The organism is Stackebrandtia nassauensis DSM 44728, assembly GCF_000024545.1.
Taxonomy (GTDB): domain Bacteria; phylum Actinomycetota; class Actinomycetes; order Mycobacteriales; family Micromonosporaceae; genus Stackebrandtia; species Stackebrandtia nassauensis.
The window spans coordinates 896,059-921,305 of sequence record NC_013947.1 but is presented as its reverse complement, the minus strand read 5'-3'; the positions used below and the strand labels follow the sequence as shown (position 1 = coordinate 921,305).

General features: G+C 66.1%; 25 protein-coding genes and 2 pseudogenes. 11 read left to right on the top strand and 16 right to left on the bottom strand.

Annotated elements, in window-relative coordinates; genetic code table 11:
- Positions 1-108: 108 nt before the first annotated feature.
- Positions 109-852: a hypothetical protein gene (locus SNAS_RS04300; protein WP_013016154.1), complete on the top strand. Its 744-nt coding sequence runs from the start codon at positions 109-111 to the stop codon at positions 850-852.
- On the opposite strand, the gene SNAS_RS04295 is transcribed toward SNAS_RS04300, so the two are convergent.
- Positions 849-1,751: a S41 family peptidase gene (locus tag SNAS_RS04295; RefSeq protein ID WP_013016153.1), complete on the bottom strand. Its 903-nt coding sequence runs from the start codon at positions 1,749-1,751 to the stop codon at positions 849-851. The two genes, SNAS_RS04300 and SNAS_RS04295, sit on opposite strands and share 4 nt — an antisense overlap.
- A gap of 56 nt (positions 1,752-1,807) precedes the next feature.
- Here SNAS_RS04295 and SNAS_RS04290 point away from each other — a divergent pair, with 56 nt between their 5' ends.
- The 4 genes from SNAS_RS04290 to SNAS_RS04275 all read left to right on the top strand — a co-directional run bounded on the left by SNAS_RS04290 (position 1,808) and on the right by SNAS_RS04275 (position 5,131).
- Positions 1,808-2,323 (top strand): winged helix-turn-helix domain-containing protein, encoded by a 516-nt coding sequence (locus SNAS_RS04290; RefSeq protein ID WP_013016152.1) that lies wholly within the window; start codon positions 1,808-1,810, stop codon positions 2,321-2,323.
- A 253-nt stretch (positions 2,324-2,576) separates the two neighbouring features.
- Positions 2,577-2,912, top strand: coding sequence for a hypothetical protein (locus tag SNAS_RS04285; protein WP_013016151.1), 336 nt, complete (start codon positions 2,577-2,579; stop codon positions 2,910-2,912).
- A 49-nt stretch (positions 2,913-2,961) separates the two neighbouring features.
- Positions 2,962-3,726, top strand: a complete 765-nt coding sequence (locus SNAS_RS04280; RefSeq protein WP_013016150.1) for a MerR family transcriptional regulator — start codon at positions 2,962-2,964, stop codon at positions 3,724-3,726.
- Positions 3,727-3,838: 112 nt separating this feature from the next.
- Positions 3,839-5,131, top strand: a complete 1,293-nt coding sequence (locus SNAS_RS04275) for a sialidase family protein (protein WP_013016149.1) — start codon at positions 3,839-3,841, stop codon at positions 5,129-5,131.
- 6 nt (positions 5,132-5,137) lie between these two features.
- On the opposite strand, the gene SNAS_RS04270 is transcribed toward SNAS_RS04275, so the two are convergent.
- Genes SNAS_RS04270 through SNAS_RS04250 form a run of 5 tightly spaced genes read right to left on the bottom strand, consistent with a single transcriptional unit; the run spans position 5,138 to position 8,894 of the window.
- Positions 5,138-6,685 (bottom strand): polyamine aminopropyltransferase, encoded by a 1,548-nt coding sequence (locus SNAS_RS04270; protein WP_013016148.1) that lies wholly within the window; start codon positions 6,683-6,685, stop codon positions 5,138-5,140.
- Positions 6,686-7,111: a DUF350 domain-containing protein gene (locus SNAS_RS04265; protein ID WP_013016147.1), complete on the bottom strand. Its 426-nt coding sequence runs from the start codon at positions 7,109-7,111 to the stop codon at positions 6,686-6,688.
- Positions 7,112-7,143: 32 nt separating this feature from the next.
- On the bottom strand, positions 7,144-7,674 hold the full coding sequence (locus SNAS_RS04260; RefSeq protein ID WP_013016146.1) for a DUF4247 domain-containing protein: 531 nt from the start codon (positions 7,672-7,674) through the stop codon (positions 7,144-7,146).
- Between the two features lie 48 nt (positions 7,675-7,722).
- Positions 7,723-8,265, bottom strand: a complete 543-nt coding sequence (locus tag SNAS_RS04255; RefSeq protein ID WP_013016145.1) for a DUF2617 family protein — start codon at positions 8,263-8,265, stop codon at positions 7,723-7,725.
- Positions 8,262-8,894 carry a DUF4178 domain-containing protein gene (locus SNAS_RS04250; RefSeq protein WP_013016144.1) on the bottom strand — a complete coding sequence of 211 codons (633 nt, stop codon included), beginning with the start codon at positions 8,892-8,894 and terminating at the stop codon, positions 8,262-8,264. Before SNAS_RS04250 ends, SNAS_RS04255 begins: the two co-directional genes overlap by 4 nt.
- A 223-nt stretch (positions 8,895-9,117) precedes the next feature.
- On the opposite strand from SNAS_RS04250, the gene SNAS_RS04245 reads away from it, so the two are divergent.
- Positions 9,118-9,891, top strand: coding sequence for an ABC transporter substrate-binding protein (locus SNAS_RS04245; protein WP_013016143.1), 774 nt, complete (start codon positions 9,118-9,120; stop codon positions 9,889-9,891).
- On the opposite strand, the gene SNAS_RS04240 is transcribed toward SNAS_RS04245, so the two are convergent.
- The 6 genes and pseudogenes from SNAS_RS04240 to SNAS_RS04215 all read right to left on the bottom strand — a co-directional run.
- Entirely contained in the window at positions 9,888-10,169 is a 282-nt protein-coding gene (locus tag SNAS_RS04240; protein ID WP_013016142.1) for a hypothetical protein, read from the bottom strand. The two genes, SNAS_RS04245 and SNAS_RS04240, sit on opposite strands and share 4 nt — an antisense overlap.
- Before the next feature lie 79 nt (positions 10,170-10,248).
- The gene (locus tag SNAS_RS04235; protein WP_013016141.1) at positions 10,249-11,319 is read right to left on the bottom strand and encodes a glycerophosphodiester phosphodiesterase family protein; all 1,071 of its coding nucleotides are present in this window, start codon (positions 11,317-11,319) and stop codon (positions 10,249-10,251) included.
- 132 nt (positions 11,320-11,451) lie between these two features.
- Positions 11,452-12,810 carry an MCE family protein gene (locus SNAS_RS04230; RefSeq protein WP_013016140.1) on the bottom strand — a complete coding sequence of 453 codons (1,359 nt, stop codon included), beginning with the start codon at positions 12,808-12,810 and terminating at the stop codon, positions 11,452-11,454.
- Entirely contained in the window at positions 12,807-13,595 is a 789-nt protein-coding gene (locus tag SNAS_RS04225) for an MlaE family ABC transporter permease (RefSeq protein WP_013016139.1), read from the bottom strand. The genes SNAS_RS04230 and SNAS_RS04225 overlap by 4 nt, the downstream gene beginning before the upstream one ends.
- Before the next feature lies 1 nt (position 13,596).
- Positions 13,597-14,349: an MlaE family ABC transporter permease gene (locus SNAS_RS04220; RefSeq protein ID WP_041624543.1), complete on the bottom strand. Its 753-nt coding sequence runs from the start codon at positions 14,347-14,349 to the stop codon at positions 13,597-13,599.
- Between the two features lie 71 nt (positions 14,350-14,420).
- A pseudogene (locus SNAS_RS04215) lies at positions 14,421-15,233 on the bottom strand (ABC transporter ATP-binding protein); the annotation flags it as partial.
- A gap of 222 nt (positions 15,234-15,455) precedes the next feature.
- On the opposite strand from SNAS_RS04215, the gene SNAS_RS04210 reads away from it, so the two are divergent.
- Positions 15,456-15,791, top strand: a complete 336-nt coding sequence (locus SNAS_RS04210; protein ID WP_013016136.1) for a YbaB/EbfC family nucleoid-associated protein — start codon at positions 15,456-15,458, stop codon at positions 15,789-15,791.
- Positions 15,792-16,022: 231 nt separating this feature from the next.
- Here the strand turns inward: SNAS_RS04210 and SNAS_RS32360 are convergent, their stop codons facing one another.
- The 3 genes from SNAS_RS32360 to SNAS_RS04195 all read right to left on the bottom strand — a co-directional run bounded on the left by SNAS_RS32360 (position 16,023) and on the right by SNAS_RS04195 (position 20,222).
- Positions 16,023-19,055, bottom strand: coding sequence for an AfsR/SARP family transcriptional regulator (locus SNAS_RS32360; RefSeq protein ID WP_013016135.1), 3,033 nt, complete (start codon positions 19,053-19,055; stop codon positions 16,023-16,025).
- Between the two features lie 76 nt (positions 19,056-19,131).
- Positions 19,132-19,914 (bottom strand): DUF2306 domain-containing protein, encoded by a 783-nt coding sequence (locus tag SNAS_RS04200; RefSeq protein ID WP_013016134.1) that lies wholly within the window; start codon positions 19,912-19,914, stop codon positions 19,132-19,134.
- Positions 19,911-20,222 carry a hypothetical protein gene (locus SNAS_RS04195; RefSeq protein ID WP_013016133.1) on the bottom strand — a complete coding sequence of 104 codons (312 nt, stop codon included), beginning with the start codon at positions 20,220-20,222 and terminating at the stop codon, positions 19,911-19,913. The genes SNAS_RS04200 and SNAS_RS04195 overlap by 4 nt, the downstream gene beginning before the upstream one ends.
- A gap of 193 nt (positions 20,223-20,415) precedes the next feature.
- Between SNAS_RS04195 and SNAS_RS04190 the strand changes: the two genes are divergently transcribed.
- The 3 genes from SNAS_RS04190 (at position 20,416) to SNAS_RS04180 (ending at position 24,127) form a co-directional block, all read left to right on the top strand.
- Positions 20,416-22,794 carry a polysaccharide lyase 8 family protein gene (locus tag SNAS_RS04190; RefSeq protein ID WP_013016132.1) on the top strand — a complete coding sequence of 793 codons (2,379 nt, stop codon included), beginning with the start codon at positions 20,416-20,418 and terminating at the stop codon, positions 22,792-22,794.
- Positions 22,795-22,880: 86 nt separating this feature from the next.
- Positions 22,881-23,420: a hypothetical protein gene (locus SNAS_RS04185; RefSeq protein ID WP_013016131.1), complete on the top strand. Its 540-nt coding sequence runs from the start codon at positions 22,881-22,883 to the stop codon at positions 23,418-23,420.
- A gap of 68 nt (positions 23,421-23,488) precedes the next feature.
- On the top strand, positions 23,489-24,127 hold the full coding sequence (locus SNAS_RS04180) for a nucleoside/nucleotide kinase family protein (RefSeq protein WP_013016130.1): 639 nt from the start codon (positions 23,489-23,491) through the stop codon (positions 24,125-24,127).
- Here SNAS_RS04180 and SNAS_RS04175 read toward each other — a convergent pair.
- Positions 24,102-24,542 (bottom strand): DUF6463 family protein, encoded by a 441-nt coding sequence (locus SNAS_RS04175; RefSeq protein ID WP_013016129.1) that lies wholly within the window; start codon positions 24,540-24,542, stop codon positions 24,102-24,104. The genes SNAS_RS04180 and SNAS_RS04175 overlap by 26 nt on opposite strands.
- Before the next feature lie 130 nt (positions 24,543-24,672).
- On the opposite strand from SNAS_RS04175, the pseudogene SNAS_RS37445 reads away from it, so the two are divergent.
- Positions 24,673-25,221: pseudogene (locus SNAS_RS37445) on the top strand (TetR/AcrR family transcriptional regulator); the annotation flags it as partial.
- Positions 25,222-25,247: the final 26 nt, after the last annotated feature.

Sequence of the window (25,247 nt, the reverse complement as noted above, 5' to 3'; positions counted from 1 at the left end):
CTCACGTCGTGGTCGTCGAGTGCACCCGGCTGCTCGCTCATAGTCAGTTGAATCCAGCTGCGATCAGCTTTACGCAAACCGCCAAATAACCGTTCAGGCATAAGCGGTATGGTCTCCCGCGTGAGCGATCCCCTTTCGCCCCTGTTGGAGCTCGCCGAAGTCGCCGACTCCTTGGAAAACGCCCGAGCCGCGGTAGACCGGACACTGTGGCACCGGCGGCTACGCCGCGAGGGCGCCCAAGTGGCGACCGAGGTGTCGCTGCGGTGTGCCGTCGCCTCGGCCACCCTCGACGGCGCCGAGTACCCGATCGAAGAGGTGCGCGCCGGAACCGTCACCGACCCGGTCGTCCAGGGGGCGCTGCGGGTCAGCACCGAGCTGCCGTCTCTGGTCACGCTGTGGCCCAAGGCGCCGCGCCAGGTACTGGCCAAACTCCACCTGCTGGCCGCCCGCGACCTCGCCGACGTCGACCAGCTGGGCCGTCCCGACGCCGACCCCCACAAGGCGGCCCGCCTCGACGCGCTGTGCGCCCTGATCACCGCCGAGTCCCGGCTGCCCGCCGCCCTGGTGGCGGCGGTCGTGCACGGCGAGCTGCTGGCACTGCGTCCGTTCCCGCAGGCAGCGGGAGTGGTCGCGCGGGCGGCGGCCCGGCTCACCCTCGCCGCCCGCGGTCTCGATCCCAACCTGCTCATCGCCATCGACGCGGGCCACGCCGGTCGCGGTCCCGAGTACACCGGCGCCAGCGGCACCTTCGCCACCGGCACGCCGGACGGGCTGCGCTCCTGGCTGAAGCACTGCGGTCTGGCCCTGTCGCTGGGAGCCGAGATCACCACCGAGATCTGCAACGGCCGCTAGGCCGCGGCCTCCGCCAGCCGCTCGCGCAGCAGCCCGGTCGCGGTCTCGAGCGCGTCCTCGGCGGGTACCGCCACGTCCGGGGCCACACCCACACCCTCCCAGTTGGTCCCGGTCACCGGGTGGATCGACCGGGCTACCGGGACGGTCAGCTCCAGGTGCGGATGCAACCGGAACCCGACCCGCGGATGCGCCCCGCCGCCGGTCGACTCCCCCACGATGGTGGCCCGGCCCAGCTGCTGGAGATCGTAGGCCAGCTCCTCGCCACCGGAGAACGTGACAGCGCTGGTCAGCACACAGATCGGTTTGTCCGGCCCATAACGTTTCCCGGGGACGAACGGCAGCGTCCATGACTGCGTCGTGCGATCGCTGTGGCGCTCGTACATGCCGTTCAGGTGCACTGGCTCGTCCCCGAACAGGTAGCTGCAGACCAGGGCCACGGTCCCCGGATGCCCGCCACTGCACTTCCTCAGGTCGATGACGAGCCCGTCGGCGTCAGCGATGAGCGTCATCACCGCCGCGAACACCTCCCCCGAGATCGACGTGGGATGCAGCCGATCCACGTCCACCACGGCGATGTTGCCCTCCAACCGTTCCACCCTGCCGATGCCGTGCATGCCGCGTTGGGCGTCCCGCCTGGCCTCGGCGGCCATCAGCTCCTCGCTGGGCAGATCGGGCTGCTCCTCCGCGTGGAATTTCAGTCGCAGGTGTTTGTCCTGATTGATCGATTGCAGGTCCTCGGTGACGATCTTGCCGAGCGTGGCGGGTTCGGTCGCGTCGCGGTAGCGTCCGGCGGCTTCAGCCTCGGTCAGCACGGCGACCACCCGGGAGGCCACATCGGGGAAGACATAGTGGTCGACGAGAAGTTCACGGGTGCGGTTGATGATCTCGGGGTTATCCATGGCCACGAGTAAACACGCGACTTGACAAAGTGTCAAGAGTATTAGACGCTTGATTCATGTCACCGTCCTTCGCCAAACCGGCCTTCGACGTCTCCACTCCCGACCACTTCAAGGCCCTGGCCCATCCACTGCGCCACCGCCTCATGTTCGCCCTGGGCGAGCCCGCCACCATCAGCCAGCTCGCCAAGCGACTGGCCACCGGCAAGGGCAACATCGCCCACCACATCAAGGTCCTCACCGAGGCGGGAATGGTCCACGTCGTGTCCACCCGCACCGTCCGAGGCGGCACCGAGCAGTACTACCAACGCACCGCGGCCCGGCTCGACTTCGCGTCCGAGGCCGCGGAGACGACGACCGCGGCGAGCCTGGCCGCCGTCGCCCAGGAACTGATCGGCGCCGCCGACGACCCACTGCTGGTGCTGCGCCACCTCCGGCTGAGCCCCGCCAAGGCGGCACGACTGCGCGCGCTGTTGGAGGAGTCGCTCGACGAACTGGAACCCGACTCCGACCACGACCCCCGCTACGGCGTCATGGTCACCATGTACCGGCAACACGACACCGACGACGACTAGCCGGTCCGCGATCCGAAATAGGGACCCATCCGGGGTGCCACCGGCTACGAAGTCCTTATGAGAAGCCGACACCGGTCGGCTTCCGGGTTTGATGGCCGCGGCACGGTCGGCCATCGGACTCTCGCGGGGTGGGCGGATTGTCGCGGGGCCTCCCGAATAAGCCGACGCCGTGTCGCTCCTTCGCGAGCCGTCGGGCCCGCGCTTGCCGACCGCCCACCCCGCACCACCCCCAGTTCTAAGGACGAACACCGTCATGGCCGTACTGACCGGCTACCTCAACTCCTCGAACGAACCCGGCCCCTGGCCGCCGCCGAAGCCGTCCGTGTTCGACATCCACCGACCCGCCGACCGGAGCCTGCGGCTCGTGATCCATGCCGGGCTGCTCCCGATGCTATGGGCCATAACGACTTGCGCCTGCGGCGAACGCTGGCCCTGCGGCACCGTCAAACGGCACCTGCGCCGAAACCTGGGCTGGACGGTCGACATCACCGCCGAACTCAAGGACATCACCCGACAGCTCCCCAAACCCACGAGCCGCCTCGACCGCGTGTGGCGCAATCTGAAGCGACACCGACGCGGTCCCGTCTGAACCCGGCCCCCTGGGCGCGGCGGCTTCGGCGGTGGGAGACGCTGTGGACATGAACAGTGCGCTGACGATCAGCCAGGCGGCGAGCTTCGCCGGGGTCACGGTCAAGACCGTGCGGCACTACCACCGGCTCGGCCTGGTCGACGAGCCGCGCCGCGACGGTTCCGGGTACCGGCGGTACGGGTCGGCCGAGCTGATCCGGCTGGTCCAGGTGCGGACGCTCGCCGAGGCGGGAGTGCCGTTGGCCGAGATCGCCGCGCTGCTGGACGCCGACCCGGAGGCGTTCGCCGCCGATCTGGCCGACGTCAAACGACGGCTGACCGAGCGGATCGACGAACTGGTCGCCCGGCGCGACATGCTGGACCGGCTCGCCACCGGCAACCGGTTGTTGTTGCCCGAGCGGGCGTTCGCGATCCTGGACAAGGCCATCGAACTCGGTTTCCCACCGGACTACGTGGCGCAGTCGCAGGAGAGTTTCATCCTGGCCCGGGCTTTGGTGCCCGGAGACTTCGACGACTACCTCACCGGGGTCGAGCGGTCCTTCGACGATCCACAGTACGTGGAGCTGCACAAGCGCTCCGTCGCCGCCAGCGACTGGGAACCGGACGACCCACGGGTGGATGAACTGGCGGTGGCCGCGGCCGAGTACCTGTTGGCCAACCCCGAGCTGTTGGAGGTGTCGACGAGCCTGCACGGCAAGTCCGACACCGCGACCCGCTACGGGCTGGTCAACGACCGGCAGGCGGAGGGCTCACCGACCTGGGCGCGGTTGTCGGCGCTGGTCGACGCCAAGCTGCGCACCGCGAAACACCGTTGAGCACCGGTGCCAAATATGAGGATACTTGCAAATATCCTCACGTTTCTATAGTTTGTTTCTGGCCGACCTCGCTGGTCTCGGTCGGTCCAAAACAGACGTTATGGAGACGAATGTGAAGTTGAGTAAGCGTTCGGCGTTGATCGCGGTCGCGGGCACGCTGGTGGTGAGTCTGGGAGTCGGTGTCGGCCTCGCGGTCGGCGAGTCGCAGACGTCGGCACTGAAGCCCGTTTACGCGGCGGCTCAGGTCGAGAAGGAAGATCCCAACCGGCAGTACCGGGCGATGCCGTCACTGCAACACGTGTCGTGGACCGATGGCGGCGGCGACCATCGCCGGTTCATTCGCAGTTTCCTGGTCAGCCCCGACGGCCAGAACCCGGTGAAGTCACGGGTCGAATACCAGGACGCCAACAGTGTCTGGCATCCGGCTTTGGACGCTCGCACCAAGAAGCCGTTGATGCAGTCCGCCGACGCCCAGAACGTGTCGGTGAACAACGTGTTCAAGAATTCCGGCGGCGATCTGGTCGCCGTGGAGCTGCGGGCCCACAATGACTCCTCGGGCCGGTACTTCTACCAGTGGACCTCCGGCGACGGCGGGAAGTCCTGGAAACCGAGCCGGTCCAAACTCGACATGAACGGTGGCGCGATCCTCCCGGGAGCCGCGGGGCAGTCGTTCCAGCGGGTGATCACGTTGCCGGACGGCAATCGCGTGGTGCCGTACTACGCCGCTCACAAGGGCGTCAAGGGTTCCGACGGCAAGTACAAGCAAACCTGGTCGGCGGCCCATCTGCTGGTGGGCGGCAAGGACGGTTCGTCCTGGAAACGCACCGCCACCGTGTTCAAGTCGGACAGCAACACCTACAGCGAATCCTCGGTGACCCGAAGGGCCGACAAGAAACTGCTCATGATCTCCCGCTACGAGGTCGTCAAGAACGGCCTGACCTACAGCAAGCTGTCCTACCGGGTGACGACCTCGGCGGTGAACTCGGCGGCGGACCTGGCCAAGGCCAAGTGGACCGGTGCCAAAGCCGTGGTGGTGCCCGGCGCGACGGACAAGACGGTGGTGCGCGGCGTCGCTCCCGTCGTGCACACCATGAGCGGTGGCGTGCTGATGCTGGTCTTCGGACGACCGGGCAACAAGATCGCGTTCAGCTACGACGGCGGCGTGTCGTGGACCGCGACCCACGACTTCTACCGCAACATCCCCACCAACTGCGGCACCGGCTACAAGGGCCATCCGTGCAGCGACCTGGGTTCCAGCGGCTACATGGGAGTCGCGGTCACCTCACCCACCAGCGCGTACATCATGGGCGACAACTGCCAGTCCGGCTGGGGTTGCGGCGGCAAGTACTCCTACCCGCACGGCACCACCGATCGGCTGTGGCTCAGCCTGGTGCGGCTCAAGTAGCGAGCGTCAGCCGTAGCTGTCCCATTCGGACTGCGCGTACTCGAGGATGACGGGGTCCATGAGCGTGGACGCCGGGACGTCGCGTTCGGGGCGGTCGGGCGGGAAGACGGTGGCCGCGTCAAGGGTCGGCCCGTCCAGGGACTTCAGGTCCCCGGGCGGGTCGAGTGCGAGCTCAGGTGTGGACTTCGCCCCGACCAGGTTGAAGCCCCAGTCGCCGAAGCTGGGCACGGTCACGTGGTACGGGACGGGTTTGGTTCCGGCCTCTTTGAGCGTCTTGTTGACGCACCAGAACGACTTCGGCGCGAAGTACGGGGATCCTGATTGGACAGCCATCCGGCCGTCCTTGGCCAGCAGCCGGGAAGCCAGGCCGTAGAACTCCACCGAGTACAGCTTGGCCGTGGCGGTCTCGTCGGGGTCGGGCATGTCGACGATGATCGCGTCGTAGCGGCCGGTGTTGCCGCGCAGCCAGTTGAACGCGTCGGCGTTGACGGTGTCGACGCGGGGGTCGGCGAAGGCGTCGCCGTTGAGCCGGTTGAGGACCGGGTTGTCGCGGGCCAGATCGGTCATCGCCGGGTCGAGTTCGACGAGGGTCACGTTCTCGACGTCGGGGTATTCGAGGATCTCGCGCAGGGCCAGGCCGTCACCGCCGCCCAGGACGAGGACGTCGTCGCGGTCACCGGCGAGCGCCGGGTGGACCAGGGCCTCGTGGTACCGGTATTCGTCCACTGAGGAGAACTGTAGGTCGCCGTTGAGATAGAGGCGAGTGTCGGTGTCGCGAAACGGCGAGATCGACTGCGTCATCACGATGCGCTGGTACTGCGTCTGTTCGCTGTAGACGATGGGGTTGGCGTACAGGGCCTGCTGGGCTTCGGCCTCGAAGCGGCCCGCGTACGCGTAGCCGCCGACCAGGGTGACGGCGACCAGGGCGGCGAAGCCGCCGACGATCCAGCGGGTGCGGCGCCGCAGGTCGCGACGGAACAGCGTGAACACGAGGATGAGCCCGGCCAGGGCGTTGACGGCGCCGACGATCAGGGCGCCCTTGATCTGGCCGAAGACCGGCAGCAGCAGGAACGGGAAGGCCAGTCCGCCGAGCAGGGCGCCGATGTAGTCAGCGGCGAACAGGTCGGCCACGGCGCTGCCCGCGGATTGCTTGCGCAGCCGCTGAAGCAGGACCATCAACAGTGGAATCTCGGCGCCGATGAGGACGCCCAGCAACAGCGCCACCCCGACCATGGCCACCGTGTACAGGTGCAGCCAGGCGAAGGCGGCGTACAGGGCGATGACGCTCAGGCCCCCGAACAGGGCCAGCAGCAGTTCGATGAGAGCGAAGGCCGCGGCGGCGCGTTTCTGCAGCGGTTTGGCCGCCAGGGCGCCCGCGCCCATGGCGAAGACCATCAGACCCAGCACTATGGACGCTTGCTGGGCGGTGTTGCCGATCAGGTAGCTGCCCAGCGCGACCAGCGCCAGTTCGTAGACCAGACCGCAGGCGGCGCAGATGAACACCGTCGCCAGCAGGCCCGTGCGTGCCAGTTTCCCCCGTGAAACTGACGACATTTAGGACAGACCGGCCATGACGACCAGGGCCACCGCGATGTGGGTGGCCGCGGTGACCCACACCGCCGGGTGGTTGTTCTCCTCGACGAGGATCGCGCCGAGCTTGCCCGGGGTGAGCAGGTCGAGCAGCACGAAGGCCACGCCCATGACGATCAGGCCGATGACGCCGTACACGAAGCTGTAGGAGATGCCGACGACGAGGTTGTCGGAGGAGGCGCTGATCGCGGCGAACACGATCATGCCCACGGCCAGCAGGTTGGACGCCAGCAGGACGGTGGCGTTGCGGTTGCGTTCCAGCCAGATCTGCTTGCGCAGGTTGCCCGGGGTGATGACGTCGACGAGGACGAAGCCGAGCACCATCAGGACGATGCCGACGCCGCTGAACGCCAGGACGGAGACCGTCTCGTTGAGCAGTTCCTTCAACATGTCAGTTGTCTTTCCTGTTTGGAGGGCGAAGTCTATTTTCCGAAGCCGCTGAAGCCGCCGCCGCGCGAGGAGGGGCGGGTGGAGGTCCAGCCGACCACCGCGAAGAAGGCGCCGTGGCGCCGGTAGCCCTCGTCGTAGTCGTAGACGTCCACAGTGCAACCGGTGTCGGCCTTGGAGACCACGACGAGGTCGTCCTCGTACTGCATGTAGACGGTCTGGTCGTCGCGGGGCAGGTCGGCGTCGGCGCACAGATCGGCGTCGGGACCGTATTCGGAGTCGGCGGTGGTGGTGTCGTCGCACTCGACGCTGGACACGTTGTCGGCCGGACGCTGGGTGTCGACCGGCTGCGTGTCGGCCGCGATGGCCGTGGCCACGTTGGCCGGGCTGTCGGAATCGTCGCAGCTGGCGGTGTCGTGCTCGGTCGGGTCGACGTCGCAGGAGTAGTTCTTGCCGATGAACTTACGCGGGCTCGCCGAACTCGACGCGATCGCGCACGACGCGATCACGACACCGGTCACGGCGATGACGCCGAAGACCGCCCAACCCGATGCCTTGCTGCTCATCATGACTCCTGGGGATAACTCAAAGGGGTGCGAGAAACGGTACCAAGATCAGTGCGGAAACGCCGGTTCCGTCACGGGCATGGCCACGGTGTGTGTCAGCACCATCCGCTGTTCCTCCGGATAGCAGTGCACCGTGGACCAGCCGCGGCCGTAACCGGGCAGTTGCGAGGACGCGTCCAGAAAGGTCATCGCGTCGGGGTGGCCGGGGAACTCCCCCACCAGGATGGTGTTCTCCCAGTCGCGGGCCCGGCTCCGCAACTCGGCACAGCGGGCCGAGAACTCCTCGGCGGACAGGGCCCGCACCTGCGAGGAGAACCAGAAACTCCACGGGCCCACCGTGGTGGTGTGGCTGGCGGGCACCGGGCTGCCCTCGCCGGGCAGGCACGCGACCGTCTCGGCGTAGACGCCGCCCTCCGGGGTCCACACCTCGGCCTGGTGGCTGGCGCCCAACAGCCGCAGCGTCAGGTGACCGCCGGGGACCGGGTGCGGGAACTCCAGCGCCCCCAGCACCGGCAGCGCCGGGGCCCGGTCGAGAAAGCGCAGGTCATTGACGGAGGAGTCCGCGAACGGGACGTCGAGGTCGAGGATCATGGCGACTGCGGGTAGATGGTGATCTCGTTGCGCAGGATGCGCAGCCCCAGCGCGACCTCGGAGCGGCCGGTGTCGTCGAAGTCCTCGTACGACAGCCGGGAGCCGTCGGCGGCCTCGTAGTCGTGGTAGCTGAGGTTGCCGGACGGACCCAGTCCGGTGGTGGCCTCGCTGGTGTAGCGGGCGCGTCCGGATTCCTTGGAGCTGAAGCGTTTCCCGTCGTACTCGATGGTCTTGGGGCCGGGCGCGGGCACCGTGTCGGTCACCGACGTCCACAGGTACAGCTCCAGGTCCGGGTCCTCCTCGACCGACAGCCAGCGCTTGACGCCCTCGCCGGTGTCGATGAGGTGTTCGCTCCAGTAGTAGCCGCCCTGCTTGAGCCGCAGGCTGCCGCGCACGGTCAGGGTCTCACCGTGGGTGTCGAAGATGTCGCCCGCCTTGAGGGCGCGCGGGTCGCCGCGCAGGATGTCGGAGTCGAGATCGGCGAACGGGTCCTTGGGCGCCGCGGCCAGTTCGGCCTTTCGTTTGGCCTCGCGTCGCCTCACCACTATCAGGGCTATCCCGATGCCCAGACCCACCGCCAGAATCAGCAGCACCAGCGCGCACAACACGGCGGCAATATAGGACGACATGGGCGGCTCGGCACTTCTCTCACTCGGCGAAAACGAGGGATCTTCAACAGTAGCGGGCGGGCGCTCACGCAGCGCCACGTGGTGGCCGCGGACACACAGTTAATTGTGGAATACCTATATGTGAATCCTCCGAAAAGCCTTTCTACACCTCGCCTTTCGGTCAATCCGTATGGCACGATAGGCGGCGCCCGCCCGACGCGCGCAGCGAATCAGGAGCCTCCCCTTGACACGCTCGTCCACGCCGGTGCGATCGTTGACCGCGATCGGCACCGCGCTCACACTTACCCTCGGTCTCGCCGCATGCTCCAGTCAGGACACCCTCACGGTGTGCACGTCCATCCCCTATGAACCGTTCCAGTTCAAGGACTCCTGGCAGGACAACAAGGTCGTCGGCTTCGACGTCGACATCATGGACCTGGTCGCCAAGGAACTGGACCTCAAGCAGGAGATCGTGGACATCGGGTTCGAGCAGATCGACTCGGGCCAGGCCCTCGAGGAGGGCACCTGCGACGTGGCCGCCGCCGCGCTGACCATCACGCCGCCCCGCGAGGAGGTCATGTCCTTCTCCGATCCGTACTACGACGCCAAGCAGGCGCTCGGCGCCAAGCCCGGCTCGAAGATCAAGACGCTCAAGGACATGAAGGGCAAGGTGCTGGGCGTCCAGCGCGACTCCACCGGCTTCGCCTACGCCGACGAGAACCAGGACAAGTACGAGTACGACCTCAAGACGTACAACGACCTGGGCAAGCTGCGCGAGGCCGTCCTGTACGACCAGGTCGACGCCGCCATCAACGATGTCCCACTATGGACTTCCAAGGTGACCGACGACCAGCGCAAGCTGGAGATCATCGAGAAGTACGACACCGGCGAGGAATACGGCTACGCGGTGGCCAAGGACAACGACGAACTACTGTCCACCATCAACGAGGTGCTCGCCAAGAGCCGCAAGAACGGCGACTTCGAGGAGATCTACCAGAAGTGGATCGGTGAGGACTAGTTCCGGTCCTCCGGATCCTCGAGTCCCTCCGGCAGTTCCGGAAGCCGCGCCTCCAGCCGGGTGATCTTGTCGTCCACCGCCGTCAGCGCCTGCTCCAGCTGGTGGCAGAAGTAGACGTACAGCTCCTTATAGGCCAGTCGCTGCCGTTTGAGGAGGTCCTCCATCGATCGCAGCCGGTTGAGGTTGTGCTCGGTTACCGGGATCTCTTCGCGCTCAAAGCGTTGGATGTCTGTAGCGAGCCGGTTGGACAGTTCGCGCAGATCCACGGGACGTTGCATTGGCTTAGCCTAACGCGATGCGGACGAAAAAGTGCCGGGCGGCGGGGGAGCCCGCGCCGCCCGGACGGTGAAGCCTGCGTCAGTTCTTCTTCTTGGAGCACTCTTCCCGGGCGTCGATCGCCTTGTCCGGGAAATCGCTGAACATCTGGTCGATACCGGTGTTGATGAACAGCCGGTACTCCTCCTGGTAGTTGCCCCAGTCCGGCGGATAGTCGCCGATCCGCAGGTTCGTGGGCAGGAAGAAGTTCTCGTTGCGGAAGGTCCAGCTGTGGACGTCCAGACCGGCGGTGTGGGCGTCCTTCACGGCCGTGGAGGGCGTGCCCAGCGAACCGTCGGACTTACGCGGGATGATGATGTCCTTGGCGTAGCTGACGGCGTGCAGCCACTTCGCGTATTCCTTCAGCTTGTCGGGCGTGGCCGCCTTGTCGCCGATCACGAACACCAGCTTGTTGTCCACAAGCGAGTCCATCTTCTTCAGCGCGCCCTCTTCGAAGGACTGGATCAGCACCGGGTCGTCCGCGTCATCCAGGTCCGCCGCCCCCAGCTTCTGGTCCAGCAGCTCCTCGACCTTCAGGCCGATCGAGTTGAAGTAGGTGGGGTGCTTCAGCTCCGGGTAGATCCCGACCTCGCGCTTGTTCTGGAACGAGAGGTCCTTGCGGAGCTTGATGATCTCCTCGATGGTCATGATCGGGTACAGACCATCGTGGTCCTTGTTGTACGGACGCAGCTCGGGCAGGCGTTCCTTGGCGCGCAGGGTCTTCAGCTCTTTGAGGGTGAAGTCCTCGGTGAACCAGCCGGTGTAGGAGACACCGTCGATCACCTTGGTGGTCTTGCGGCTGGCGAACTCGGGCTTGTCGGCGACGTTGGTGGTCTGAGAGATCTCGCTCTCGTGGCGGGCCACCAGCTGCCCGTCCTTCGTGGGCACGAGGTCGGGCTCGAAGTAGTCGGCTCCCAGCGTCACCGCGACGGTGTAGGCCTCGATGGTGTGCTCGGGACGGTAACCGCTGGCACCGCGGTGACCGGTCACCATGACATCGCAGGCCGCCGATTTCTTGTCCTTGGCGGGCTCGGCATTCGCCGACGGAGCCAGCGCGAGGCAACCGGCCAGCACGCCCACCGCGGCAGCGGTGGCCACTAGCTTTCGTCTCACGGTTCTCTCCATTCTGTAGGGGTACGGACATGATCCAAGACCGCGCGGCTTGCGCGCAAGACCTTGGTAGGTAACCCCCGGGAAAACAGTGGGAGAACTGGCCGACCGGCCACAATGTTGACGATTTCGCCGCTAACGGGCAGAAATTGTGGCACCCCGGAAGATCGGTCCGTACAGCAACGAGACCAGGTCGCCGTTGAGGTCGGTGACGTCGGAACCGGTCGAGGCGGCCACCATCGGCGTGAACACCGACTGTTCCTCCTCGGTACCGGCGTAGCCCATCATCGGATCGAACGGCAGCTCGACGCCGGGACCGTCCTCGTCCTCATCGTCCTTGTTCTCGGCGTTGGTGCCCTCGTCGTCTTCCTGCGCCGGGGCGTCGGTCAGCCCCGGGATCTCGATCGGCAGGTTGCTGCGCTCACCGTCGTAGTCGTAGCCGTTGCCGAACTGGTTCTCGGCGGCCTCCGAGTTGCCCTCCGGCAGGCCCCGGCAGTTGGGCCCGTACTGGCTGGTCCACTCGGGTTCGTCGCGGCCGGACTCGTACTTGCCGTTGTTCTGGGTGATCTCCAGCGTGATGTGCAGCCGCCCGCCCGAGAAGGCCTCCTCGATGTCGGGCTGAAGCTCGGTCAGGCCCTGGAACAGGCACGGATACTCCGGCGAGTAGGTCGCCAGCAGCTCGATGAACGGCTGCGTGACCTCGCCGAACTGGATCAGCCGTCCCTGGTAGCGGTCCAGGAACACCCGGGTGTCGTCGCTGAAGTCCTGCGTCGACATCCACATCGCCTGCAGCTCGTCCTCCTGGTCGGTGATGGTCTTGTTGGTGACCGTCAGGTTCTCCAGGACCTTCGTCAGGTCGGGCAGCGCGCCCCGGTAGTTGTCCAGCACCTTGGCCAGCTCGTCGATGTCGGCCTCGATGGTCGGCATCTCCTTGTTCAGGGTGCGGACGATGTCGCCGAGCTTCACGATCGTGTCGCCCAGTTCGTCACCACGGCCGTCGAGCGCGCCGGCGATGGCCGACAGCGTCACCGACAGCTTCTCCGGCGGGACGGCCCGCAGCAGCGGCAGCGCCCCGTCCAGGACGTCGTTCAGTTCGACGGCCTCCTTGGACTTGTCCTCCTTGACGACGGTGTTGGGCTGGATCGAACCACCGGTGTCGGACTTGGGGGCGATCAGTTCGACGTACTTCTCGCCGAACAGCGTCTTGGGCAGCAGCCGGGCGGTGACCCCGGCCGGGATCGAGGCGGTGGAATCGGGGTCCAGCGCCACATCCAGCTCGGCGCCGTCGCCTGTGGAGTTGATGTCGCGGACCTCGCCGACCAGCACGCCGTGCAGCTTCACGTCGGCGCCCCGGGACATCTGCAGTCCCGCCGTGGCGGCCTGCACGGTCACGTCCACCTTGGGGCTGAACAGTTTCATATAGGACGCCACGCACAGACCCAGCAGCGCCGCGAGGACGAGAAGAAAGCCGAGACCGGCGATTCGCTGCTTCATCCGGCGATCCTGACTGTCGTGGTTGCTCCCCACACGGCAAGCGACACAAAGAAATCGACAATGTTAACTGCGACGATAGCCGTCCGGACGGCCCGGCCGACCGCGACACCGACACCGGCGGGACCGCCCGAGGCGTGGTAGCCGTAGTAACAGTGCACGCCGATCACGATGACGGAGAAGCACAGCACCTTCCCGAAGGACCACAGCACGTCGCCGGGCACCAGGAAGGTCGAGAAGTAGTGGTCGTAGGTCCCCGAGGACTGACCGAAGTAGAAGATCGCGACGCCGCGGGTGGCGACGTAGCTGGACAACAGCGCCAGCACGTACAGCGGCACACACGCGGCCAGCCCGGCCAGCATCCGGGTCGTCACCAGGTACGGCAGCGAACGCACGCCCATGACCTCGAGCGCGTCCACCTCCTCGTTGACCCGCATGGCGCCCAGCTGGGCGGTGAAACCCGCGCCGACCGTCGCCGACAGCGCGATACCCGCCACCAGCGGCGCGATCTCACGGGTGTTGAAGTACGCCGAGATGAACCCGGTGAAGGCGCTGGTGCCGACCTGGTTGAGGGCCTGGTAGCCCTGCAGGCCGACCTCGGTGCCGGTGAAGAAGGTCAGGAACACCACCACGCCGACGGTGCCGCCCACGACGGTCAGGCCACCGGCGCCGAAGCTGACCTCGCCCAACAGCCGCGCGACCTCCTTGCGGTAGCGCACCACGGCCTTGGGCATCCACGCGATGGCGCGGACGTAGAACTGCAACTGGGTTCCCAGGGACGTCAACATGTCACGAACCCTTCTGCGGAACCAGCTGGAAGTACAGGGCCACCATCACGAAGTTGAACGCGAACAGCACCATGAAGTTCACGACCACCGACACGTTCACGGCCTGGCCGACCCCCTTGGGGCCGCCCTTGGCGTTCATGCCCAGATAGCAGGCGATCAGCGCCGCCACCATGCCGAACACGATGGCGCGCAGCTGCGCCGACACCACGTCGGCGACCTGCCCCAGCGCGGCGAACGACGCCAGGTACGAGCCCGGCGTCCCGTCCTGCATGTACACGTTGAAGATGTAGCCACCGGCGATACCCACCGCCGAGACCACCCCGTTGAGGAAGAACGCCACCACGGCACCGGCGAACATGCGCGGCACCACCAGCCGCTGGATCGGGTCGACGCCGAGCGTCTCCATCGCGTCCAGCTCTTCCCGGATCTTGCGCGCCCCCAGATCGGCGCACATCGCCGACCCGCCCGCGCCCGAGATCAGCAGCGCGGTCACGATCGGCCCGGCCTCGCGGACCACGGCCAGAACACTGGCGGCCCCGGCGAAGGACTCCGCCCCGATCTGCTTCGACAGCGAGCCCAGCTGCAACGCGATGACCGCGCCGAACGGGATCGCCACCAACGCCGTCGGCAGGATCGACACGCTCGCGATGAACCACGCCTGCTTGATCGCCTCGGACCACTGGAACGGCCGCCGCGGCACCGCCTTGAAGGTGTCGATGGTGAACCCGGTGAACCGGCCGACCCCCGCGAACATCCTCCCCATCGGCCCGGGTGCGGGCGGCGGGGTGGCTTGCTGCGGTTCGGCGGCCTGGGTCGTCACTGGGCGACCCCGAACGGCTGCTGCGCTGTCTGTCCGTTCTGCCCGTTGGCGTCCTTCTCCTCGGTCATCCCGATCGGCCCCTCGATCGAGGCGTTCAGGAACTGCCGGACCACCGGCTTGTCCGAGGCCAGCATCTGTTCCCGCCGCTCGAACGCGACCAGCTGCCCCAGGTAGAGCATCCCGATGTGGTGCGGCAGGGTCCGCGCGGTGTTGATGTCGTGCGTGACGATCAGGAACGTCGCCCCGGTCTCGGCGTTCAGCTCCGCGATGGTCTTGCTCAGCAGCGCGGTCCGCACCGGGTCCAAACCGGAGTCGGGTTCGTCGCACAGGATCAGCTCGGGGTCCATGACCAGCGCCCGCGCCAGTCCGGCGCGCTTGCGCATACCGCCCGATATCTCCGAGGGCAGCTTGTCCTCGTCGCCGACCATGCCCACGACGTCCAGCCGCTGCATCACGATCCGGCGGATCTCCCGCTCCGTCTTCCGCGTGTGCTCCCGCAACGGAAACGCGATGTTGTCGTAGATGTTCATCGACCCGAACAGGGCCCCATCCTGGAACAACACCCCACATCGCTGCCGGATCGCGTACAACTCCCGGTCGCTCATCGCGGTCAACTCCTGACCATCGATGAACACCTTGCCCCGGTCCGGACGCAACAACCCGATGAGCGTCTTGAGGAACACCGACTTACCGGTACCGGAAGGTCCGAGCAGCACGGTGATATCGCCGGACGGTACCGTTAGCGACACGTCCGACCATACGGGTTTGTTGCCGTTGAAGGACTTGGTAAGCCCAACGACTTCGGCACCCACGCCCATGTGCGTTGACCTTCCCGCCAGACACCATAGGGAAGCCGGTATGAAATACGGGGCGTCCGGCTGATCAGGGCAGCTTAGCGAACTCACCAGTAACTGGGGAATGCCCCGACTGGTCACAGCTTCGTAACGACCCACCCCTCGTGCACGACTCGTGCCGAACTCGTGCAACCGCGAGTAATCGTTGTGTCCGCCAAGCAAGAGCGAGGAGAGGACGCACTAGCTATGGGTGAAACCGTACTGAAGGAAGCCAACCACCGAGCCGAAGCGGACGGAATGACCGCCTGGGACCCCCGCCGCCTCGTCACGGTCACGGTCGGCCCGGGCGGGATCCTGCGCGACGTCACCATCGAGCCCGACGCCTACTCGTACCTGACCCCCAAACAACTGTCCACCACCGTCACCACCACCTACCAAACGGCGGTGACCGCGCTCCGCGAAGCGACGGTCGCCCAGTTCATGGACCTGTGCGGAGTAAAGGTCAAACCGGAGGAAGTCGCCAACGGGAAAACCCGCCTCCACAACCTCCTGGACAAACTGGCCGGACAGCCCGCCGTATAGGTACTTCAAAAGACGCGCGCCGGCAACATCGGGGGCGCGCGTCTACCCACCCGTCTTCGACCGCTTCCGCGACGGGAACGCGGAACCGGCCGAAGCGAGCGAGGCCTGGAAACGGGAACCAGGTCCTCGCCAGCAAGCCGCTCGCGGCGAGGCTGGCGAAACCGTACGGCATCGCGGTGGCCGCGTCACGCGCCGCGATGCCGTACTTCTGGGTTGGCCCACAACGGCTGGTCAGCTGTGAGCGTCGATTTCGGCCCGCAGCACTGCGGTTTCGGGGACTCCCAGACGAGTGAAGATGGCTAGGGCTTCTTGGCGAGCGTCTGCTGCTTTGTTGTAGTCGGCCAAGCCCTCATATGCCCTAGCGACTATCACCAACGAACGCGCATGGCGCAGCGGATCAGGCATTGAGGCGAACAAGGCTGCGGCCTTGCGTCCCGTACTTACAGCATGCCGATACGCGTTCAGTTTCAAACGAACGTTGCTGTCCACGCGCAGCATCTCTGCAACCAGGTATCTAGGAGGTTGCAAGACTTCCACTGCTGCTGCTGACTCCAGATACTTCACTGCTCGACTATTGTCGCCAGCGAAACATTCGAGGTCCGCGAGAAAACAGTAGTTGCGACGCTCTACTGTAGACATTCCGTGTTCATTTGCTCGTACTGTAGACGCAAGATAGTCCTCACGCGCTCGCTCGATTTTCCCGCACCCAAACTCTGCCAAACCTCGTTGCTGGAGCGCGATCACTATCGAACGAACAGACTTGCACTGCTGACCTGCAAGCAATGCCTCCTGGGCATAGGCCCAAGCTTTACGGTGGCGACCTCGATCGTTCTCCAATAGCGCTCTGGCGAGATAAATGCTCGCGGCGATTGATCGGCTTTCGAGCTTCGACAAAAGTGCCGCACTTCGATCCAGGTATGCCAATGCATCACCATAACGCCCCAACGCCCTGTACACAGTTCCCAAATTAAGCACGCGCACCAGTTCAAAATGAACGCCTTCAGCCATATAACCCGGCTGCAATGACTTCACCAGCCACTCCTCGGCTTCCCGATACCGACCGCTCCAACTAAGCCGAATTCCGAGGTTGTTACACAAGTCGCCGTATGTCCGTGAGTCCACATTAGGATCTATTGTGGCTACGGATTTCCGGGACAATTCAATGGAAAGCTCCGTTTCCCCTAGTGCATATTGAATCCCCCCAAGTGCAGACAGCATGCGTGCTTGGCCATGCCTGTCGTTATACACCTCAGCGATCCTCAAAGCGATCTCACATTGGTCACGGGCGACTTTCAAACCGAGCCCGTGGTGCGTGATCATGCTCAAGGTGTATGCCACCCGCCACATCTCCGGATGTTTGTTCAGCAACTTGCAGGTGGTAACCACATTTGGAATTTCATCGGGACTGATTCGACCACGATTCTGGAAGTACCAAGCGACGAGCGTATCGATAATCGATTCACAAATTGAGCTACTCAACTTGTCAATTGCGCAACGATGCGCATAGATTCTCACCAGGTCATGGAAGCGGTACCTCCCTGGAACATGCGTCTCGAGCAAGTGTGCAGAAACCAGACCCTGCAACAGGTCCTTGGCTCGATCCTCCTGGTGGCCCGAAACCTCAACGGCCAGTCCTTCCGCAATGTCCTCACCCGGAATCATCCCCAGGCGCAGGAACAGATCCCGGGCCTCAATGCTCAAAGCGCCGACTGATAGGTCAAACGTCGCCGTAACAGCTGAGTACGGGTCGCCCTCGATGCTGAGGATCTCCAGCCGAGAAACGCTGTCAAGTTCGGACGCCAAATTGGATATCGAGCCATCGGACCTTGCCGCCAGGCTAGCGGCCGCGATCCGCAATGCCAGCGGAAGATGACCGCACAATTCGACCAGCCGACGGGCAGAATCCGGATCCGCGTTAACCCGATCAGCCCCAATCAGCTCGGCCAGTAGCTCCAACGACTCCGTAAGGCTGAGCACATCCAAAGCCATGAGCTTGGCGTCATTGAGCGCCGCCAGGCTCGCCAGCCGATTGCGGCTCGTCACCAGGACGGCGTTGTCCTGGCCGCCCGGCAACAACGGTCGCACCTGCTCAGCAGTTCGGGCGTTGTCCAAGACCACCAGCATGTTCCGGCCGTTCATCACCGAGCGAAACAGCGCCGACGCCTCCTCGGTCTCTGCCGGAATTTTGGCGCTCGGAGTCCCAAGCGCACGAAGGAATCGTGATAGCGCGTCAATGGGCTTCAACGGTTCATTGTGGTCAAAACCGCGCAGGTTGACGTAGAGCTGTCCGTCAGGGAACCTTTCGGTCCGATTCCGACTCCAGTGGACCGCCAACGCAGTCTTTCCCACGCCACCACCACCGGAGATCGCCGACAATACGGTGACAGCGGCTCCGGAGTCGAACAGCCTGTCCAACTCGGCCAGCTCTTCATCCCGGCCGGTGAACGTCGCCACGCCCGCCGGAAGCTGTGCGGGCACCAGAATCTCTGGCTTAGCCGCAACGATTGACATCTCTGGCCGCGGCACCGCCAGCGACGCGTCCTCCCGCAGGATCCGCCCATGCAGCTCCCGCACCATCGGATTCGGGTCGATCCCCAGTTCCTCCGCCAACCGCGTCCGTAGTGCCCCAAAGACCTCCAGCGCCTCGGCACCCCTGCCACACCGATACAGCGCCAGCATCAGATGTCGTGCCGCCTGCTGTCGATACGGCTTCTCCGCCAACAGTTCCGCCAGCTCCCCCACCACGTCCGCGTGTCGCCCCAGTTCGAGGAGGCTCGCCGCGCGGTCCTCGATCATGCCGAGGCGGAGATCGTCGAGTCGCCTTGACCGCGATTCCAGCCACCGCGCCGACAACCCCGCCAGGGTCGGTCCTCGCCACAGGCCCAGTGCCTCGTCGAAGCTCGGCAACGCCTTGGCATGTCTGCCCTCGCGTGCGTCGTGACGCGCCAGGTGGTTCAGCTCCTCGAACCGAACGGAGTCCACAAAGCTGTCCCCAGCCGCGAACCGGTATCCCTCCCCCACCACCTCGATCGGGTTGCTCGTGCCGAGGGTTCTGCGCAACGCCGCCATGTAGTTCTGCGCTTGGCGCCGGGCCGTCTCCGGGGGTTCTTCGTCCCACAGCACGTCCACCAGCCGCGAAAGCGTCACCGTCTGGCCCGCCTCCAGTAGCAGCATCGCGAGCAGGCGCGGTTGGTGCCGCCCCTTGATGGCGATCGGAACCCCGTCCCGGACGACCTCCAGCGGCCCCAGAATCCGATACTCCACGACACCTCCACAGCCGGTTACGGCCGTCAACCTAACCGACCGTACCCGGCTGCGTCCATGTCGTTCCGTGAGTTCGTCAGTCCACCTTGGCCGCGAGGCTCACTTCAGCGGATTTCGGTTCCCCGCCCCCACTTCCCGCCCCGCCGATCCCCTCCGTCCGCGGCGCGGGACGTCGTCCGCCTCCCCGTTTCGGTTTGCGGCTCAGCCACCACTCCGCCAGCAGCAGGTTCACCACCCAGCTCAGCCAGGCCGCGATGCCGCCCACCGTCTGGTCGAAGAACAGCTCGTTGCCGTCGAACCCCGTTTCCAGGGTGGGTTTCAAGGCCGCGTCGACCGCCACCAGCCAGATGCGGCTCACCACTATGGAGGTTGTCAGCGCGAAGCTGCGGACCATCCAGCGGCGGTGTTCTCGGAAGCGGCGGGCCCGGGCGGCGCGGAATCCCGCGATCGTGGCGCCCAGCCATAGGAGGGCTTGGAGTACCGAGCTGGTCTGGGCGCTGGGGCCCGAGAGGCTGAAGATCGCGACCGGGAGCGCGAGGAGGCCCGAGGGTAGGACTCCCGCCAGGACGTAGAGCCGTCCGCTGGTGCGGTGGATTTTCGGGTGGCGTTGCCGCAGCCAGGGCCATACCTGGAGGCAGCAGGTCACCAGTGCGATGGTGCCGAACATGATGTGCGTGTGCAGGATCCAGTAGTACTCGGGGAAGCCCGGCGGTGCGGGGACTCGGGTTTGGGCCGGGTCATAGCTGAGGTACGGCGGGAGGGAAAAGGCCAGGAACGCGACGGTTCCCAGGCCCAGTGGTATCACCCAGGGGCGGCGCCACCAGGCGACGCGGGGGCGGCGGTTCGTCGGGGCCGTCATCGGTTCTCGTCGTATCGGGTGACGAGGGGGTGGTGTTGGCCCTCGCGCTGGGCGGCGGCTTTCTTTTGGCGGTCGGCGATCGACCACCAGCTCCAGACGGTGTCGACGGCGAAGACGATGAGCCAGATGCGGCTGGCGATCATCGCGATGGACTGATCGTCGGGGACCGAGTCGCGGAGGAAGGCCAGGGCCCAGGAGTTGTCGGTGAGTGCGAAGACCGCTTGGGCGATGGCGAAGATTCCCAGGTGGGAGAACCACTTGGCTTTGAGTCTGGCTGTCTTGGCTGATGCGGAACCGTTGTGTGTCATGGGGTCAAGGCAACACCCGGTTTGGGGTGGTTTGATCGGCGTCGGGGACGAAACTTGGGTACATCCTTTGGCTTACCCGGGGTAAACACTTGGTTGTTGAGGGATATGTGAATGTGTGAACGGGTTGACCCGTGTGCGGGAATCTGGGATGGTAAGCGCTTGCCATTGGTGTTTCACTGACCAGGGAGTCGCCATGCCTCGTCGCCGTTCGGTTCTGAGTCTCGCCGCCGCCATCGCTGTCACAGGGCCGGTGTTGTTGGGCGCCAAGGGGGCTTTCGCCGCCGACGACGACTACGCCGCCGCGTTGGAGCGGTGGCGGGGGTTGTTGACCGGTGGGGGTGACTACGATCCGGCCGATGAGAAGCTGGCCGCGGCGATCGGGCGGGTGGACGCGACGGCGAAGAGGTACCGGGACGGATTCATCAGGGACGGTGGCCGCACCACGTTGTGGGAGGACCTGCCGGGTACCGACGCGCAGACCGCGAACACGATGCTGACCCGGTTGCAGGCCATGGCGAACGCCTACGGCACCAAGGGTTCGGCGTACGAGGGGAACGCCGGGTATCGCGAGGATATTGTGGATGGTCTGTCGTGGATATATGACAATCGCTATCACGAGGGGTTGCCGGAGCAGGGGAACTGGTGGCACTGGGAGATCGGGATGCCGATGGCGGTGGCCTCGACGGTTCCGTTGCTGCGGGACGGGATTCCGGCCGAGCTGACCGGCAAGCTCATGCGGGCGGTGGCGCATTTCGTGCCGGATCCGACGTACCGCACCAACAATCCGTCGATCGAGGAGACCGGGGCGAACCGGACCGACAAGGTGCTCGTCACCGCCGTGCGGGGGTTGCTGAGCCGGGATGCGGCGGTGCTGGCGATGGGCCGGGACGCGTTGTCGCAGGTGTTCGACTATGTGGACAGTGGTGACGGGTTCTATCGGGACGGCTCGTTCGTCCAGCACACGTATTTCGCGTACACCGGTTCGTACGGCAATGTGCTGATCGGGAGCATGGCGAAGTCGCTGGCGGTGCTGGCGGGAAGTCCCTGGGATGTCACCGATGCCGATCGAGTCAACGTCTACGCGTGGTTGCGGGAGGCGTTCGCGCCGGTGGTGTTCCGGGGGCAGTATCTGGCGCACGTGCGGGGACGGTCGATCGCGCGCAAGGCTTCCGACGATCACGATCTGGCGCGGGGGCTGATCGCCTCGGCGGCGTACCTGCATCCCGCCGCCGGCACCGAGGATGGGAAGTGGATCGGCGAGACGCTGGCGGGCTGGATCGAGGCGGACGATTTCAAACCCTTCGAGGACCATGCCGGAGTGCCGTCGATCGTGGCCACCCGCAAGGCGGTCGCGGGGGCGACGGCGGCCGGGGACGCGGTGTTCCACAAGCAGTTCGCGGCGATGGACCGGATGGTGCACGCGCGCGAGGGGTACGTGTTCACGGTTTCGGCGCGCGGCAACCGGATCGCGGCGTATGAGTCGGGCAACGGCGAGAACCTGTACGGGTTCTACACCGGCGAGGGAATGACCTATCTGTACACCGGTGATCTGGCGCAGTACAGCGACGGCTTCTGGCCGACGGTCGATCCCTACCGGCTGGCGGGGACCACTGTGGCCACCGAGGCGACGTATCCGCGTTCGGCCACCGACACCGGGTTCGGGGCGCATCTGGGTCCGAACAAGTGGGTGGGCGGTTCCAGTCTCGGGGACGGCTTGGGGGCCTACGGGATGGCGTTCACGGCCCAGACCGATCCGGGTACCGAGGCGCCGATCGACCTGAAGGGCAAGAAGTCCTGGTTCACCGTCGGGGATGTGGTGGTGGCGCTGGGGAGTGACATCACCGCGAGCGAGGTGGCGGCTCAGACTACTGTGGAGAACCGGAGGGTTCCCGACGGTGGTACCACCATCACCGTGGACGGCGAGGGCGTCGATTCCGACGGCTGGGACGCGTCGCTGTCGGGGGTGGGGTGGTTGAGCGTTCCGGGCGCGGGCGGATACGTGTTCACCGGTTCCACCGAGGGGCTGCGGGGCTTGGGCGACAGGCGAACCGGCCGCTGGTCGGACATCGGCGCCGATCCCGAGGGCGGCGAGGGCGATGAGGTGACGCGCGACTTCGCGACGGTGTGGTTCGACCACGGCGCGGCACCGAGCGCGGCGTCCTATGAGTACACCGTGCTGCCGGGAGCCGATGCCGAGGCGACGGCGGCCTACGCCGCCGATCCGTCCGTCACGGTGACCGACAACAGCGCGGACGTGCACGCGGTGCGTGGCGCGCGGGGGCGGCGGGCCGCCAACTTCTGGAACCCGGGGACGGCGGACGGTGTCATCACCGTCGATCAGCCGTCCTCGGTGGTGATGGTCGAGGACGGCGGCGAGATCGCCGTGGCCGTCAGCGATCCGAAGCAGTCGGGCGTCGTCGTCACCGTCGTCGTGGCCCGCGCCACCAGCGCGGTCATCGAGGCGGACGAGAACGTGAAGGTCTCTATGGACGGTGCTAAGACGACGATCACCGTCGACACCAGGGGCAGGGCCGGATTGCCAAGCACGGCAAGACTGTCCGCGTCTACCTGACGATCACCCTGTGAAGTCATGGAGGGTTTGTATACCGCATATGCATGATGGTCCCCGCACTCTTCCCCTGCCCCACAGGAGATCTCATGAAGAAGAAGGCAGTCACCAGACTGGTCATCGGCGCTGCGGCGGCGATCGCGGCCCTGGCACTCGCGTTCGTCCCCGCTCTCGCCTCGGCTGAGTCGCCGGCGACGACGGTCGACCAGCAGGAGCAGAGTCAGAAGAGTCCCGCCGACGGGACCCCGCAGGGCGCCATCGAGTGGTACCAGGAGCGGGAAGGCAGCTCCGAGTACGAGGGCATGTGCGAGATGGCGGCCGAGAACGCTTACGGCACCACCGGAGTATGGCCTTCGGCCATCGATCACTGGAACGCCACCAACGAGGCGGGCACGGCCCACCCGGGCGACACCAACCCGCCGCTGGGCGCGTTCGTCTTCTGGAACACCAGCGAGTACGGCCACGTCGGTGTCGCCGACGGCAACGGGGGCTTCTGGGCCTCCAGTGTCGGCGGCGCCATCGGTCACAGCGACGACCTGGGCTACTACGGCGACGTGTACCTGGGCTGGAGCGATCCGCAGGTCCCCGCGGGCAAGGGCGAACTGCCCGAGGGAACCAGGCAGCACTGACCTGAACCGACACGGAGGACCCCGTCACTTGCTCCGGTGGCGGGGTCCTTCGCGTTACGGTCGCTGTCATGTCCGACACGCTCGCCGCCGCCGCGGCCCTGGTCCCCGACGCCGGGCAGCGGCGCGTCCTGGGCCTGGCGGGACCGCCCGCCGCCGGGAAGTCCACTTTGGCACGCGAGCTGGTGGACGGGCTCAACCGGCGCTTCGGGCCCGGCACCGCGGCCAATGTGCCGCTGGACGGTTTCCACCTGTCCAACGCGCAGCTGGAGCGGCTGGGCGTCGCCGATCGCAAGGGCGCGATCTTCACCTTCGACGTGGACGGCTACCTGGCGCTGCTGCGGCGACTGCTGGCGGAGCGTTCCCGCGACGTCTACGTGCCCGACTACGACCGGACGCTGCACGAACCGATCGCGGCCCGGCACGTCGTGGCTCCCGGGGTGCGGCTGGTCGTGACCGAGGGCAACTACCTGGCCAGCCCGGCCGAGGGCTGGCGCGAGATCGCGGACCTCGCCATTGAACTGTGGTATGTGGAGACACCGGACGAGGAGCGGCTGCGACGGTTGGTGCGGCGGCATTCGTCCGGTGGCCGGGGTGTGCGGGCGGCGCGGGAGCGGGCGCATCACAATGACGTGCCCAACGGTGAGCTGGTCAAAGTGGATCGCGACCGGTGCGCGCGGGTCATCACGACAGGGCCGTGGCGTTCCTGAGTCGCTTGGCGCGGTGGTGGGCGATGAACAGCAGGGTGATCGGGATCAGGCCCCAGACGTGGCCGGACGGGAACACCATCCAGCCGCCGACGATGGCGTCGGCCAGCAGAATCCACGCGACGTAGACGGGCAGGGTGCGGCCTTCGCGGCCCCGGCTGATGGCCACCAGGCCGAGGATGATCGTCGGCAGCGCGAAGCTGCCGGGCACGAACCAGAAGGCCAGGTGGGTCTGGAAGTCCCGGGTGACGGTCATGTCCCACTGCAGTTCGCCGGTGAGGATCTTGGGCCATTCCCCGGCGAACATGAAGATGCCGACGATGCTGTGTGCGAGCGCGGTCACCACCATGAACCAGCCCGCCACCGTGGTCAGTGTCGCGGGTCTGCTGTCGGTGGGCTGCGCGGTTGTGGTGCTCATGTCACGTTCATCTCCGTTGCGGAAGGGGTCCGGACCTCGCGGTCCGGGCCGGTAATATTCGGTACCGTATAAACGATAGCCCCATTTATACGGCTCCGTATATATGGTGGGACGTGGGAAGGGACACACCGTGGCGACAGCGCGCACCCCTCGCGAGACATGGATCTCCGCGGGCCTGAAGGCCCTGGCCGACGGCGGCCCGGACGCGGTGCGGATCGAGAGCCTCGCCAAGTCGCTCAAGGTGACCAAGGGTGGTTTCTACGGGTTCTTCGCCGACCGCGGCGCGCTCATCACGGCGATGCTCGACACCTGGGAGCGCGAGAGCATCGACGACGTGCTCGAACAGCTCGACAGCACCGAGGCCGACCCGCGGGCCCGGATCCGGCTGGCGGGTCAGCTGACGCTGTCCGGCGACCGGCTGCCGCTCGACCTGGCCATGCGGGACTGGGCGCGACGCGACGAGGCGGTCGCCGAACGGCTGCGCCGGGTCGACAACCGACGGCTGGCGCTGCTGCGGGAACAGTTCAGTCTGGTGTGCCCCGATCCGGTCGAGGTCGAGGCCCGCAGCCTGCTGGCGTTCTGCCTGGCGATCGGCAGCCCGCTGCTGGCCGCCGACCACGACGGCCGCGACCGGCTCGAGATCCTCTTCCGGGCCGCCAACTACATCCTCTGGGGGCCGAACGATGTGGACCGCGACGCGACCGG

What these genes read in the sequence shown, in the direction of transcription:
- SNAS_RS04230 (WP_013016140.1), bottom strand. Translation starts at nt 12,810, where the DNA reads ATGAAGCAGCGAATCGCCGGTCTCGGCTTTCTTCTCGTCCTCGCGGCG.
- SNAS_RS04220 (WP_041624543.1), bottom strand. Translation starts at nt 14,349, where the DNA reads ATGTTCGCGGGGGTCGGCCGGTTCACCGGGTTCACCATCGACACCTTC.
- SNAS_RS04285 (WP_013016151.1), top strand. Translation starts at nt 2,577, where the DNA reads ATGGCCGTACTGACCGGCTACCTCAACTCCTCGAACGAACCCGGCCCC.
- SNAS_RS04265 (WP_013016147.1), bottom strand. Translation starts at nt 7,111, where the DNA reads ATGTTGAAGGAACTGCTCAACGAGACGGTCTCCGTCCTGGCGTTCAGC.
- SNAS_RS04260 (WP_013016146.1), bottom strand. Translation starts at nt 7,674, where the DNA reads ATGAGCAGCAAGGCATCGGGTTGGGCGGTCTTCGGCGTCATCGCCGTG.
- SNAS_RS04270 (WP_013016148.1), bottom strand. Translation starts at nt 6,685, where the DNA reads ATGTCGTCAGTTTCACGGGGGAAACTGGCACGCACGGGCCTGCTGGCG.
- SNAS_RS04295 (WP_013016153.1), bottom strand. Translation starts at nt 1,751, where the DNA reads ATGGATAACCCCGAGATCATCAACCGCACCCGTGAACTTCTCGTCGAC.
- SNAS_RS04240 (WP_013016142.1), bottom strand. Translation starts at nt 10,169, where the DNA reads ATGCAACGTCCCGTGGATCTGCGCGAACTGTCCAACCGGCTCGCTACA.
- SNAS_RS04300 (WP_013016154.1), top strand. Translation starts at nt 109, where the DNA reads ATGGTCTCCCGCGTGAGCGATCCCCTTTCGCCCCTGTTGGAGCTCGCC.
- SNAS_RS04195 (WP_013016133.1), bottom strand. Translation starts at nt 20,222, where the DNA reads ATGACACACAACGGTTCCGCATCAGCCAAGACAGCCAGACTCAAAGCC.
- SNAS_RS04225 (WP_013016139.1), bottom strand. Translation starts at nt 13,595, where the DNA reads ATGTTGACGTCCCTGGGAACCCAGTTGCAGTTCTACGTCCGCGCCATC.
- SNAS_RS04290 (WP_013016152.1), top strand. Translation starts at nt 1,808, where the DNA reads ATGTCACCGTCCTTCGCCAAACCGGCCTTCGACGTCTCCACTCCCGAC.
- SNAS_RS04185 (WP_013016131.1), top strand. Translation starts at nt 22,881, where the DNA reads ATGAAGAAGAAGGCAGTCACCAGACTGGTCATCGGCGCTGCGGCGGCG.
- SNAS_RS04255 (WP_013016145.1), bottom strand. Translation starts at nt 8,265, where the DNA reads ATGATCCTCGACCTCGACGTCCCGTTCGCGGACTCCTCCGTCAATGAC.
- SNAS_RS04190 (WP_013016132.1), top strand. Translation starts at nt 20,416, where the DNA reads ATGCCTCGTCGCCGTTCGGTTCTGAGTCTCGCCGCCGCCATCGCTGTC.
- SNAS_RS04250 (WP_013016144.1), bottom strand. Translation starts at nt 8,894, where the DNA reads ATGTCGTCCTATATTGCCGCCGTGTTGTGCGCGCTGGTGCTGCTGATT.
- SNAS_RS04280 (WP_013016150.1), top strand. Translation starts at nt 2,962, where the DNA reads ATGAACAGTGCGCTGACGATCAGCCAGGCGGCGAGCTTCGCCGGGGTC.
- SNAS_RS04175 (WP_013016129.1), bottom strand. Translation starts at nt 24,542, where the DNA reads ATGAGCACCACAACCGCGCAGCCCACCGACAGCAGACCCGCGACACTG.
- SNAS_RS04200 (WP_013016134.1), bottom strand. Translation starts at nt 19,914, where the DNA reads ATGACGGCCCCGACGAACCGCCGCCCCCGCGTCGCCTGGTGGCGCCGC.
- SNAS_RS04210 (WP_013016136.1), top strand. Translation starts at nt 15,456, where the DNA reads ATGGGTGAAACCGTACTGAAGGAAGCCAACCACCGAGCCGAAGCGGAC.
- SNAS_RS04180 (WP_013016130.1), top strand. Translation starts at nt 23,489, where the DNA reads ATGTCCGACACGCTCGCCGCCGCCGCGGCCCTGGTCCCCGACGCCGGG.